At 52.4% G+C, this 13,796-nt stretch carries 11 protein-coding genes and 1 riboswitch; all 11 genes read right to left on the bottom strand.

Translation table 11 applies throughout. The features are described 5' to 3' along the window. Nucleotides 1-3 precede the first annotated feature (3 nt). Complete coding sequence (locus IPI86_RS14480) at nt 4-984, bottom strand: ABC transporter substrate-binding protein (protein WP_345298716.1); 981 nt, start codon at nt 982-984, stop codon at nt 4-6. A gap of 63 nt (nt 985-1,047) precedes the next feature. Continuing rightward, complete coding sequence (locus IPI86_RS14475; protein ID WP_345298715.1) at nt 1,048-1,821, bottom strand: ABC transporter permease; 774 nt, start codon at nt 1,819-1,821, stop codon at nt 1,048-1,050. A gap of 176 nt (nt 1,822-1,997) precedes the next feature. Beyond that, a riboswitch (FMN riboswitch) is annotated at nt 1,998-2,179 on the bottom strand. 31 nt (nt 2,180-2,210) lie between these two features. Then, the gene (locus tag IPI86_RS14470) at nt 2,211-2,405 is read right to left on the bottom strand and encodes a 4Fe-4S binding protein (RefSeq protein WP_345298714.1); all 195 of its coding nucleotides are present in this window, start codon (nt 2,403-2,405) and stop codon (nt 2,211-2,213) included. A 164-nt stretch (nt 2,406-2,569) separates the two neighbouring features. Further along, nucleotides 2,570-5,257 carry a valine--tRNA ligase gene (locus IPI86_RS14465; protein WP_345298713.1) on the bottom strand — a complete coding sequence of 896 codons (2,688 nt, stop codon included), beginning with the start codon at nt 5,255-5,257 and terminating at the stop codon, nt 2,570-2,572. 388 nt (nt 5,258-5,645) lie between these two features. After that, nucleotides 5,646-6,254 (bottom strand): FmdE family protein, encoded by a 609-nt coding sequence (locus IPI86_RS14460; protein WP_345298712.1) that lies wholly within the window; start codon nt 6,252-6,254, stop codon nt 5,646-5,648. Next, on the bottom strand, nt 6,254-7,324 hold the full coding sequence (locus IPI86_RS14455; protein ID WP_345298711.1) for a DUF2270 domain-containing protein: 1,071 nt from the start codon (nt 7,322-7,324) through the stop codon (nt 6,254-6,256). Before IPI86_RS14455 ends, IPI86_RS14460 begins: the two co-directional genes overlap by 1 nt. A gap of 230 nt (nt 7,325-7,554) precedes the next feature. Beyond that, entirely contained in the window at nt 7,555-10,497 is a 2,943-nt protein-coding gene (locus IPI86_RS14450) for a molybdopterin-dependent oxidoreductase (RefSeq protein ID WP_345298710.1), read from the bottom strand. 44 nt (nt 10,498-10,541) lie between these two features. Then, entirely contained in the window at nt 10,542-12,149 is a 1,608-nt protein-coding gene (locus IPI86_RS14445; RefSeq protein WP_345298709.1) for a 4Fe-4S dicluster domain-containing protein, read from the bottom strand. A 33-nt stretch (nt 12,150-12,182) separates the two neighbouring features. Beyond that, nucleotides 12,183-12,560, bottom strand: coding sequence for a hypothetical protein (locus tag IPI86_RS14440; RefSeq protein WP_345298708.1), 378 nt, complete (start codon nt 12,558-12,560; stop codon nt 12,183-12,185). Nucleotides 12,561-12,573: 13 nt separating this feature from the next. After that, on the bottom strand, nt 12,574-12,768 hold the full coding sequence (locus IPI86_RS14435) for a hypothetical protein (protein ID WP_345298707.1): 195 nt from the start codon (nt 12,766-12,768) through the stop codon (nt 12,574-12,576). A 13-nt stretch (nt 12,769-12,781) separates the two neighbouring features. Next, nucleotides 12,782-13,796, bottom strand: a 1,015-nt coding sequence (locus IPI86_RS14430) for a biotin/lipoate A/B protein ligase family protein (RefSeq protein ID WP_345298706.1), incomplete at its 5' end; no start/stop codon positions are given.

The raw sequence follows: 13,796 nt of genomic DNA, 5'->3' as shown, positions 1-13,796 counted from the left end.
ATATTACGGCACGAAATCGTTCGTGAAGGCTTTGGTCAGATCCACCAGTTCGGGGATCAATCCCATTTTCATTAACAGGCTGTTCATATTTTCCCAGGCTTGTGGATCTGAATAGCCGATCTTATCCGCCTTCCAAAATTCGATGGAAGTTATGAGGATCTGCATTTGCAAAGCCTTATCCTGCTCTGCGAGGTTCTCAACGAACTTCGCGCTGATCGTATACGCTTCATCAGGATTCGCGATGGTATCGGCAATGCCGTGCGCCAGCGCCCGCGCCATGCCGCGCACCAGATCAGGTTCATTCTTGATCGTCATTTCGCTTGTAATAACCCCATTTGCGATCAATTGCACATAATCAGCAACACGCATTTCATCCAGGGCAAAACTTTGCGAAGCCAGAACGATCGGCTCATTTGCAGTGTAAACCACCACAACATCTTTTTGGCCGCTCGCGTAAGCCTCCACCTGATTGAATCCAATCGCATCCATCTTCACGTCATCTGGCGTGAGACCTGCTTCAAACAGCACAGCCTGCAAGCCGATGTAATTCGCGCCGAACAAACCAGGCAGGCCGATGGTCTGTCCCTTCAAGTCAGCGGGCTGCTTGATATTCAACTCAGGCGCGGAAACGATGGAAATCGGGAATTTCTGATACCACGCAAACGCATAAACAACAGGCAATTCCTGCGAACGTGCCAGCAACACCTGCTCGCCCGAAGCCACCGCAAACGGCAACTCCCCCGCCCCCACCAACGCCACGCCATCGGTCTCGAAAGAATAATCGAATTCGATCTCGATGCCCTCTTCCGCAAAATATCCTTTTTCAACTGCGACATAAAAAGGCGCATACTGAATATTGGGGATGTACCCCATTGGCAGTTTGATTTTGCGAAGCGCGCCCGCTTCACTTCCGCCCTGTGAGCTGGTACAGGCCGAAAGACCGAGCACCAGCCCAAGCATGAGATAAACTAATTTCTTCAACATTGTGTCTCCTATATTTTTTTGTCCTTCATCCTCAGCGAAGTGAGCACAGGCAATCCCGATGCTCTATCGGGAGGACGAAACCGTTTGCCATTTCAAAAATCTTTTTTCCAACAAGGTCACGATCCCATACAGACCCAGCGCGAGGAAGATCAACACGAACACCGCCACATACACCATGGACGTATCGTATTGAAAATCGCCCAGTTGCAGCAGATATCCCAACCCCTCCTGCGCATCCACCAACTCACCGACGATTGCCCCGATCACAGACAATGTCGCACCAACGCGCAGTCCGCCTAGCAGAATCGGCAGAGATGCAGGCAATTCCAACTTAAAAAGGATCTGCCACCGCGTAGCACGGACGGAATTCATCAGGTCATACAATGCAGTGGGAACGGCCCGTATCCCCACGATGGTGTTTACCAACACAGGGAAGAATACGATCAACGCGCAGATGATCACCTTTGAGAGAATCCCATCTCCCAACCAGATGACCAGCAACGGCGCAATCGCCACGATCGGAATCGCCTGGCTCGCCACTAGATATGGTGCCAGCACCTTTTCCAATGTGCGCGATTTTGCCAGTGAATAGCCAACCACGGTGGCAAAGGTCACACCTGCCAGCATACCGAGCACGATCTCCGTCAGCGTGATTGCGGTGTGATAGAGCAATGTCCCTGTGGTCAGCGCTTTGATGAAACTCCGCCACACATCTCCCGGCGCAGGCAAAATAAAACGCGGCAGGCCGCTTAAGCGCGCGGTCAATTCCCATGCCAGCAAGCCAGCCATGAGGGAAAATAATCCAAGCCAGGGAATACGGTTAAAGAGTTTTGTCATTGCAAGTTTTCCACAGGAGGCGGGGTAAAAAAATGCCCTCGCCAGAATCAACTGCGGGGCACGTGAAACAGGCCAGGGCGGCGCGAAGCGTGATGCGGATTCACATCCAGAAAAAAAAGCCCGAAAACAACGTTCGTTTTCGGGGCGTGAATCTACACAGTACCTGCACAGGCCTGCTTTACCTTCTTCTATCCAGACTATACTGTCGGCCCCGGAATTACACCGGGTCATGCTTTCTTATGCGGCGCCTGCTTCTCAACGGAGAAACTGTCACTGCCCAAAAAGGCTCGTGGGCTTTACCACCGATCGGGAATTCACCTGCACATCGCACAGATGTCACCCTGCCCCGAAGGTTATTATTTTGTTGTAAAAATTATACCACTTGCAGGTTACTCAGCCTTGACGATGCAATCAACCGGGCAAACGGAAACGCACTTGGGTGAATCAAAGTGGCCTTCGCATTCAACGCAAGTGGCTTGGTCGATCACATACAGGGTGCCATCGCCTTCGGTGATGGATTCGGTGGGACAATCGGGTACGCATGCGCCGCAGGCGATGCAGTCATCTTGGATTTTCATGGTCATGATCTGGGATTCCTTTTCTGGGTTTGAATTTATTGCCCCATCAAGATACACCCCATGATTCTGCACGTCAATTGACAATCGTCTTATGTTTAAAGGTATTTGTAATATCGAGTGATGTGATATTTGATGCAGGGACACGGCGGCGCCGTGCCCCTGCATCATTTTTATTTCAACTGTGCCTTGATCTTCTCAGCCGTATCTTTATAAGCATTCAACTTCTCGCGCTCTTTTGCCACTAGTGCGGCTGGCGCTTTGTTGGCGAAATCACCACCGAGCAGATTCTCCAAACGCTGAATATGCGACTCGGCTTCCTTGAGTTCCTTTTCAAGGCGCGCCTTCTCATCGGCAAGGTCAATCATGCCAGCGAGCGGAATATAAACTTCCACGGAACCGATCACGAGGGCAACAGCATCTTTCGGCTTCTCCGTCAGTGAGGTTTGAATATTGAGCAGCGAGAGATCCAGGCCAGCGAGTGAAGCAATGGCCTTTGATTGATCTTTCAACAAGTCGGCTTTCGCGCCTGCGGAAATGCTCACGGCGATCTTCTTGCTGGGAGCCACATTCTTCTCCGCGCGCAAGTTGCGAATCGAGCGGACAATATCCTGGATCAACGCAAATTCTGCCAACTTGGATTCCTCCCAGCCTTCGGGGTCGCGTGGTTCAGGGAATTTGGCAACAATCAGGGCATTGGGCCAATCTTTGCAAATCTCATTCAAAGGCGATTCGCGCAAGGCGCTGTGCAGGTGGCCCCAAATCTCTTCGGTCACGAAGGGAGTGAAGGGATGCAGCAGACGCAGAGACATATCAAACACGCGCGCCAAGGTATCGGCGGCACGGGCCGCGCGGGCGCCGCCTTCTGCCAATTCCTGCTTGGCAATTTCCACGTACCAATCTGCAAAATCAGACCAGATAAAATCGTAAATCTGCTGACCAGCCTGCCCATATTGGAAGTTCTGGAACTGACGTTCCACATCGCGGACGAGTCCCTGCAGGCGGGCCCAAATCCATGAATCGGCGAGGGTGTACTCACCCAATTCACTTCCGGGCTGCAATCCATCAATCGCGCTGATCACGAACCTGCCCGCATTCCAGATCTTGTTCGCGAAATTGCGATTGGCTTCCACTTTCTTCACCCCGACGTTGGTGTCATTGCCGGGCGTGGAACCCACCAACATCGTGAAGCGCAGCGCGTCTGTTCCAAACTCGTCAATCACGATCAGCGGGTCAAGCACATTGCCTTTGGTCTTCGACATTTTATGTCCATGCTCATCGCGGACAAGCCCATGCAAGTACACGGTATGGAATGGCGGGACTTCTGTAAACTCAAGTCCGGTCATGATCATGCGCGCCACCCAAAAGAACAGAATGTCATAACCCGTTTCCATGTAAGAGGTCGGGTAGAAATATTTCAGGTCGGGGGTTTGCTCAGGCCAGCCCAGCGTGGAGAAGGGCCACAGGCCAGACGAGAACCATGTATCCAACACATCTTCATCCTGATGAATTTCCTTTGAACCGCAGGTGGCGCATTGGGTCGGGTCTTCACGCGTCACGGTCATGTGATTCTCGGGGCAATACCACACGGGGATGCGATGTCCCCACCACAACTGACGGCTGATGCACCAATCCTTGATGTTCTCAAGCCAGTTGAAATAGGTCTTCTCAAAACGCTCAGGCACGATCTTGATGCGCCCATCGCGCACAACATCCAACCCGGCATTGGCAAGCGTTTCGATCTTCACGAACCATTGTTCGGAGATCATCGGCTCGACGATCTCACCGCCGCGCTGTGAACGCGGAATGGTGGTGCGATACGGCTCAGTCTTGATGACAAGGCCTGCGGCTTTCATATCGGCCCATAGATTCTTCCGTGCCTCGAATCTGTCCTGACCTTTGTATTGGCCGCCGTTTTCGTTGATCTTCGCCTCTTTATCAAGCATCGAGATGATCGGCAGGTTGTGGCGCTGGGCGATGGCGTAATCGTTCGGGTCATGGCCTGGGGTGATCTTGAGCGCGCCCGTACCAAAATCCATGCTGACGTATTCATCGGCAATCACAGGGATTTCACGTCCAAGGATCGGCACGATGGCTTTTTTGCCGATGAATTTCTTGAAACGTTCATCCTCAGGGTGAACTGCCACGGCGGTATCCCCAAGAATCGTTTCGGGACGGATGGTGGCGACAGGAATGAACTCATCCGAACCAGCGATCATGTATTTGAAGTAATACAGGTTGGCGTTCTCTTCGGTGTATTCCACTTCGAGGTCTGAGACGGCGGTCTTCAGTCCGGGCGACCAGTTGATGAGGCGCGGGCCGCGATAGATCAGTCCTTTTTCATACAGGCGCACAAATGCCTCTCGGACTGCCCGACTCAGGCCTTCGTCAAGTGTGAAGCGTTCGCGATCCCAATCACAGGAAGCGCCGAGGCGTCGAATCTGGTTGTAGATCATGCCGCCGTATTTCTTCTTCCATTCCCATGTGCGGGCAATGAATTTTTCGCGGCCAAATTCCTCGCGGGTGATTTCCTCGGTCTTGAGCAGGTCACGCTCCACCATTAATTGCGTGGCAATGCCCGCGTGATCGGAGCCAGGCACCCACAAGGTGGAATAACCTTTCATGCGGTGATAGCGGATCATGAGGTCTTCGACGCTGACGAACATGGCATGACCGATGTGCAGTTCGCCCGTCACGTTTGGCGGAGGGATCGAAATAACGAACGGTTTAATGCTCGGGTCGAAATCTGGCTTGTTGGGATCATTGTGCGGTTTGAAGAATCCGCCCGCTTCCCACATCGCATAAATGCGCGGCTCAGTGGATTTGAAATCGTAGGCTTTCGGTAGTTCCTGTCTGGTCATTCTTTCTCCTTGTGTGAGGTAAACAGGTATGCGCACATATTCTTTATATACTTGTTTACGTATCTACTCTTTAAAACAAAAATACCTCGTCCAAAATGAGGACGAAGTATTACTCCGCGGTACCACCTCAGTTCACTAATGACTTAGTGCGCTTTGTGACTGACAATCATCAGTCCATGCTGTAACGGGCATTCCCGTGCCGTTCTACTCTCGCAATGGATTTCTTCGGCACATTCATCAGACGACTTCAGCGATGATTTCCTGCGGATGCTTCCACCATTTTGGTCTCGATATCCCTTCGGCACTCGACCAACACATCCTTCTCTGTCAGGCTTTTTTCACCTACTACTTCTGAATGACGGGATTATATGCTTTGGAGAATGATTAGTCAAGCCGTTCGGTTTTCCGACGTAACAGAGGCACAAGGTTCCGACATCCGATAATACCCCTCCCCCGCACAAGAGCGACAAAGGATCATGTCATCTTTTAAGACCTCCCGCTCGTTCATGATTTCCTCCCCACAGACCTCACAAGTCACCTTTTTACCCGGCATACTCAAAATACGCGCAAGCGGAATATCCAATTGTACATTTTGAAAGACAAGCAAATCCACCGCAGGTATCACCTGATAAGCCGACAGCATCGCCTCCCAGCGAGTATTCGGATTCGAGGAGTATTCAAGCGCAAGAGAACGCGCCTTCTGCGAAGGCGCAATTCGGATGGATGTTTCAGTGTGGATATCGATAAAGGTGGCCGCAACCTTTCCAAAGTCCACGACACGAAGCGTGCGATTGCCTACACGACAGCCTGTCGCGGCAGTGATTCCATCCACGGCACAGCCATCTGATTCTGCGATCACAAGCAATTGCTTATCCTTGCGCGGCAAATCGAACTCCAGAAGTTCACCAGCATACAATCCCATGCGCGCGCCCAACACCTGGCGCGGACAAAGATGATCATGATAGCGTGAGCTTTCACGCAAAATTTCTTCGAGCATTATTTTTCTTCCAGAGGAGCAAAACCACCGCCAAACACTTCCTGCGCAGGTGAAACGATGACCACAGCCTGCGGATCTTCCTTTGCAACGGCCGATTTCAAATTGTGCACCTCGGTAATAGTCAGCGCACACATCAGAATTGAGCGGTCCCTGCCTGTGTACATGCCCTTGCCTTGCATCGAAGTTACGCCGCGCTTAAGGTCGGTGAGAATTCTATTTGAAACTGTCTCCGCTTTATCGGTAATGATGAACGCAAGCAATTGTCTGCGTCTCCTGCGCGGCACGAGCAATGCACGCAAGCCAGTGTGCTTTCCTTCCTGCGATGGGGCGGCAGGCGCAGTCTCATCTCCAAAACGAGGAAGCACCTCTCCCGTGGCGCGCGTCATGTTAACTGTGGCAACTGCAAAGACGGTGAGGAACAAGTAAAACAAAAAACCAAGCCCGATCATGATCTCACCTGAAACAGGTCCAACCGAAGCCCGACCAATGAACTGCTGCACATTTACAGGCGCGGTAGGGAACAACCAAATTTTCGCAACCCATGAGGCATACAAAATAAGAAATATCCAAAAATAATTTCTCCGCAATCTTCTACCGAATGCCTCCCAAACCGAGATCGGAAAACTTGGTGTCAACAAACTTTCGGCAAGATTCTCCGCCCACTCTGGCGATGGATGAAATGGCGGCACAAGCATCGCCGCATAGAAATCCGTTTCCATCAAACGCACACGGTAGCTCCATAATTCATAATAACGATAACGCCGCGCCTCAATAAAAAGAAACCACAAGACCAGCAGCGTATTCAATAAAATAACAGAATGATGAACGCTTGATTGACCAAACGCGATCGAAAGCGTCGCACCTGTGGCAACTACTGCCCAATTTGTCGTCGTGTCGAGTCGCTGCCGCCAGACGTTCGCGCGCTGTATCTCTGCGCGGAAGAAATGCACCATTGCCGTGACGAACTCGCTTGTCTTGAGATGATATCCGCGATATGTCCAAACGGGCTCTTCGGGTACTTCTTCCTTTTTCGGTTTTGATCTTGCCTTGGTGGATGATTTGACTGCCATTTGATTTTTCTTTCTGGATGACGAACCGCTTCTTTCTTAGCCGAAAGCTGATTCTGTTTCGTGAAATTTTGTTACACCGTGAGTGAGTCTACCCCCGCAACGGACTCTGCTTCGTGTGGCTTTCGTTGCGGTTGCGTGGAGTGCGTCGCACCAGACAGGAGGAGAAATCCACTCTTATGAGTTAACCTGCTGACGGAGATTCGTCAACCCGTCTGGTGCGACGCACCTTTTCATTTCGGTAACTTATATGCTTCCTTCGTCGGCTTCAACGGACGCGCCAGCCAATACGGACGACGATTGCCATCGGGGCTGACCTTGTCGGCGGAGCGAGTCATTGCCAGCCACTTGCGGTAGATTTCCATGGATTTATTCGTATCCACGAACAGGTCGCCTGCTTTTTCGCCAGGTTCTGCCTTGCGGATGCTGAACACCTTTTGCAGCCAGCAGTGGACTCCGCTGATGGGGTCGGGGTGGACGGCGTGGGCGAGGTTTTGGTTCACGCCAACGTTGCTCCACCAGATACGGCTGGTATCGGGGTCAGACGATTCCCATGCCTTCGCGCCGTGAACCACCCGCATGAGGAATCCGCCTTTGCCGTCCTCGTGCAGTTCTACAAGATTCGACGAGCCTTTGCTCACACCTTTATCTTCCTGCAAACGCCAACGCCCCAAATGATGGCTAATGGCGATGATGCCAGGTTTGATGCCTTCGGTGACCCAGACCGAATCTACAAAGTGACCGATCTCCGTCTCCACTTTGGCAAGGTCGCCTGTTTCGAGTCCAAAGCGTTGTGCGTCTTCAGGATTCATCCAGATAGGATTCTTGTGCGAGATCTCATACAGCCATTTCGCATTTGCCGAGCGGGTGTGAATCAATGTCGGCAAGCGGAAGTTGGGCAGCAGAATCATCTCACCTTTGGAGCGGTCAATCGTATCGGGGTGGACGTGACTCTTCACCGTCCACGGGATGACGTTTTCTTTTTCAGCCCAACCCCAATTGGAAAGCGTGTCGCTGAAGAATTCAAGTTTCTTGGAAGGCGTATCGAAGCCCGCTTTAGGTTGTCCATCCACCATCAAGCCGAGGATTGCGCCAGAAGAGTCTCGGGCACGATCATGCTCATCGGTGGTCAGACCAGTTTCAGGCGTAGTGTGAAGCGTTTTGTCGAAGGGAGAATAATTTTCCTTCTTCACTTCAAACACGCCATACTTGCGCATGTATGCCAGCGGAGTCAATCCTTCTTTTGCGGCGGCTTCGGGCAGACCTGGCACGGAGTTCTCAAAGATCCATTGATAGTATTCATCCACGGTGATGATCTCGCCAGGGCGATACGGGGACTCGAACCATTGACGAACGCCAAGCGAACCATCGGGATCCATCTTCGCGGAAAGTTGAATCCAAAACTCGTTCTCTTCCCACACTTCGCCAGGGTTGGCTTGATAGGTGAAGTCCACTTTCATGCCCGCGCGTTCCATCGCAACGCGGCGCACAGGTTGACGGAACGCGATCCACTGCCCCGCGTGCGTTTCCTGACTCATCAGGTCGTGACGCTCAGGTCCGTGACCCGTGGGCAAAACATAATCGGCGAACCATGCGGTCTCGTTCCATGTGGGTGTGAGCGCCACATAACACTTGATCTTTGAGTCTTCATCCTTGAGCGCCTTGAGCCACATGAAGCCATCGGGGTTGACCCACATCGGGTTGTAGACGCGCGTGAAATACACGTCGATGTCGCCGCGCCCTTCTTCGAGCATGTGCGGCAAAAGGATGGACATCTCATAATGCGCAAGCGGATACTCAATGGGGTAGTGCAGTTCGTTCCACGTTTCAGGAGCGGGCGCGCCCTTGAACGGCTTGGGCACGAACTTATTCCAGCCTGTCATCGAAGTGCCGCCCTTGTTGCCGATACTGCCAGTCAACACATTGAGGAAGAGCAGGCAGCGCGCCACCTGCCATCCGCCAAGATTGCCAACGCTCGCAGAACGCCAAACATGCGTGGCAAGTTTGCCTTCGCAATTCGCAACGAGCCGCGCCGTTTCTTGAATGCGCTCGATCGGCACTTCCGATTCCTTTGCGGCGCGTTCAAAGGTGTATTCGGCGTAGAGGTCTTTGAGCGGAACGGTCGAAACAGGTCGAAGGTCTGAAGGTTGAATGCTAGATGAAGAACACGCGCTTCGAATCTCCGCCGCGAGTTGGTCACTGTTTACTGATAACTGACCACTGGCTACTGCCTTTAGTGTTTCCTTCCAGTTGACCCATTTCTGCATGAAGTCTTTGTTGTACAAATTATTTTGGATCAGATGATTCGCGATTGCAAGCAGAATCGTGTTTTCACTACCAGGGTAGGTCGGCAGCCAGACATCGCTCATGGAAGCGGTGTTGCTCAAACGCGGGTCGAAGGTGATGAGTTTCGCGCCATCCGTTTTGGCTTCGATGATGCGCTGGGCATGCGGGTTGAAGTAATGTCCCGTTTCGAGATGACTTGAAATCAACAGGATCACTCGCGCATTCGCAAAGTCTGGGCTGGGACGATCCTGCCCGAGCCAGAAGTTATAGCCCGCACGCGCCGACGATGAGCAGATGTTGGTGTGGCTGTTGTGACCGTCCATGCCCCAGGTCTGCACGACGCGGTTGGTGTATCCGTCTTCGCCAGGGCGACCGACGTGATAGACGATCCCATTCGGGCGGCGCTTCTTGCTCTCGCGCATTTTCTCCGCGATCTCAGAGAGCGCCTGCTCCCAAGAGATTTGCTCCCATTTGCCTTCGCCGCGCTTGCCGACGCGTTTTAACGGATACAAGATTCTTTCAGGGTCATATACTTGGTTGTGAGTCGCAGGTCCCTTGGCGCAGTTACGTCCGCGGCTGCCAGGGTGGACGGGGTTGCCTTCGAACTTGCGAATCTCGTAGGTGTCTTTGTCTACGTAGGCAAGAAGTCCGCAGGCAGATTCGCAGTTGAAGCAGACGGTTGGCACGAGCGTGTAACGCCGCGCAACTTTCTTGGGCCATTCCTTGCCGTCCCATTCCACCCATTCATCCCACATATCAGATGGTGGATACTGGCTGATACGTCCATCCTCGTGGACGACTTCGGTCAATTTGATGGGCTTGCGGTCGGAGTCCGTGAACTGCGGTACTGCGGTACCTGCGGAGGTTTGAGGAACTTTTGTTTTTGTCATGAGTTCTCGTTGTATTTATGAATTCGGAATATGCTGCGGCGCCATCACGAAGGCGTATTCATAGAAGAACAAGCCGACCAAGGTGGCGAGACGGCAACAGGCAGCGCGGGTGCAAAGGCGATCATCAAGGCGAGCGGGATGATATGCCCCAGCGCGATGCCGCCCCACCAGTAGTGGTTGCGGAATTTGCCGTGGGTCATTTCGCGTGAGGCGAGCATGGCGGTGTCGGTCGGGAAGGAGTTGAGTTTGCCCGCGAAGGTCATCAGCAAGTTGATGGCGATGCTGGCAGGGAAGAGAACGGTCAGCAAAGCAGTCAGGTCAGCGGGGAAGGTGACGAAAAGATTCAGGATGAAGAACACACCGCTTGCAACCATCATGGATTGTGACAGTAGTTGGAACGGCAGTAAATTGTTCTGCCACATGTCGCGCCCTTCCGCTTGACCGAGCAGGAAGGCGGTGTAGATAACCACACCCAAAGCGAATGGGAAGACGATCCACGAAGCGATGGGGCGAATACCTACGACAAACTCTACAGGCAGGATATTCCAGAACGCGCCTGCTTCAAGCAGCCACCACAATCCAGCCACAGCCGTGAATGTGACCATGATATACGCGCCGCGCGCCACCCATGATTTCCACTGCGGGCGGAGCAGGATGTTCAAGAAGCGTTTGGGTTGAGACAAATCTTTGATGAGTAAGATGGTCGTGATGAGCATGAAGACCATCGCGGTGAAGCCTGCGGCGAGGAAGGTCGCCGAGTCAAAGTTGAAAAGACCAAACATCGAGCCGAGACTCAACAACATGAAGATTCCGCCTGCGATGCTTTTGGTGACGAGATAGGATGGCAGTTCCCAATGCCATTGAATCTTGTGTTGAGCGTTATAGGCAGTCTGCACCATTTGCTCGGCAACACGTCCGCCAATTTGAATGGGTCCGTTGAGCGGGCGTCCCTGTTCCTGTGAGGCGCGCAGCGGCGTACCAGATTTGGATTTTTTGGTTGATGATTGAAACACGGGAAGTTCATAGGGCGATGTATTCTGCTCAGTGATTTTGTCGGCCCAGACATAACTATCGCTCGCAGGCGCAGCAGAAGGATGCAGCGACCAATCGTTGCCGTTGATGTAGAACAGCTTGGGACCCGTCCCCTGCTCGGGCTTGCGAACGGTCGCTTTCGAAGTGGACAGTTTCCGGCTTATTTCCGAAGCGGGGTCGTTCAAGTCGCCAGCCAGGATAGCATGTTCGGGGCAGACCACGACGCAGGCGGGTTCGAGTCCCACATCCAAACGATGCGCGCAGAAAGTGCATTTCGCGGCAGTGTTGGTTTCGGGGTCGAGATAAACCGCTTCGTAGGGACAGGCTTGCATGCAGGATTTGCAGCCGATGCAAATGGACGGGTCAAACTCGACGATGCCATCATCACGCTGATACATGGCGGTGACGGGACAAATGCGCACGCAAGGCGGGTTGATGCAATGATTGCAGCGTGTCACTTGAAAGTGGCGGCGCACATCTGGGTACGCGCCCGTTTCAACATATTTGACCCATGTGCGGTTCACGCCGAGCGGCACTTGATTCTCGGACTTGCACGCCGTGGAGCAGGCGTGACAGCCGATGCATTTGCTTTGGTCAATAAGAAATCCGTAATTTGTCATTAGGCTGAAGACCTTTTCAATGGCTCAGGATTTTTAGATTTTTTGAAAACGAGTATAGACATACGGACGCGTATCGCCTGATGGATTGTGGAAGGTATAGTTCAAGCTTTCAATAAGTTTGAAACTATCGCCGAAAAATTCCTGCAGACTTTCGACACTATGTCTTTGCACGGGCAATCCGCTGCACATCGTTGCTCCGTTCAGGGCAAAAGCAGCCATGATCACAAAGCCGCCAGACACGACTATCTTTTTCAACATCTCTTTATATGTTTGTCTATCCTGCTCTTCGATGAGGAAATGAAATACGGCTCTGTCATGCCAGACTTTTACATTCTGAACTTGCAGCACAGCAGATGGATTGGTAATGTCATCTACGATCCAATGCACTCGGGCTGCCTGTTCTTGATCCAACAAAGCTTTGCTCTCAATGCGACTCTTCCCGCAGGTTCGAAACCACAGCCGATGCGCCTGAACCGACATCCACGACAATCGCATCCTTCAAAACCGCGCAATTCTCGATCAACTGGAGGGAAGGCTGGGATTTCGATTCATACCAACCTAGTTGTGCAATCGGAGTGTTAGTATATTTTTTGTTCCAGTGGCCTTTCAGTGATGCCATAATTTTTGTTTGCCTACGCGGCTCCTGCGGAGGAGTTACGGCATTCATGATCGCCGTTGTGAAGTCGGCGGGGTGACGCCAGGAGTGATTGGATGTTGAGGCGATAGTACGCTTCTTCGATTTTGGATTTGAGATTCTCAGGCGTGGCAGAAACTCCGCGCAGGGATTGTTCGAGCGCGCCGAGTGCGAAGACGGGCAGCAAGGTGAAATCGCCAGAGATGGTGACGTCGTCAATGCGACCTTCACGCAAGCGGGCGATGATGCGGATCAAACCGCCCTGAGCCTTGAATGCCGCTTCGACGATATGTACGTCCTGATGAATTTTCACGCCCTGCTGTTTGAGTTGACCCTTCTGGTATAGCCATTCATCAGAAGTGAAACGTGCGTCGATCTCCTGTGCCATGGCTTCTTCTTCGGCTGTCCATTCGCCTTCGTAAACTTCCATGCCCAACGCTTCGGAGACTTTCTTCATATATAAGTCTTTGACCATAGCGCGGTCGGGCGTGGAGCCGAGCTGCTCAGACATTGTGGTCATGTAGGCTTCAAGCGACTCAAAGATCTTGTCGCGCATTTTTTCAGAGGGAACTTTCAAGACCTGTGACATGGTCTTCTTGTCGAAGGTGTACATCAAACTGCCGACGAGGATTTCGGCAATGCCCATCTGCGCCGCGCCCGTGCCGCCGATCTTCTTGCCATTGACATGCATGTCATTGATGGGACGGTGGTTGGCGGGGATACCCAATTCCTGATAAGTCGCCACAAGCGGGTCAATGTAAAGTTTGAAGCGTTCTTCGAGAGTTGCAGGCAAATCTTCCTTGTGAAAGATCCACTGCGTAAAGAGTTGACCGTTATCCAAAAACACCGCGCCGCCGCCCACTTCACGGCGATAGACAGGCAGGTTGTGCTTTTCGCAGTAATCCAAATCCACTTCCTTTTGGATGTCTTGGTGATAGCCAATGGATACATACGGTCCATTTGGAGAGACCATGATGATGGTGTTGGGCGTGCTTTCTTTCATTGCGTATCCG

The organism is Candidatus Villigracilis affinis (assembly GCF_016705895.1).
GTDB lineage: Bacteria > Chloroflexota > Anaerolineae > Anaerolineales > Villigracilaceae > Villigracilis > Villigracilis affinis.
The sequence above is the reverse complement of the archived record's forward strand: the minus strand, read 5'-3'. Positions and strand labels throughout refer to the sequence as shown.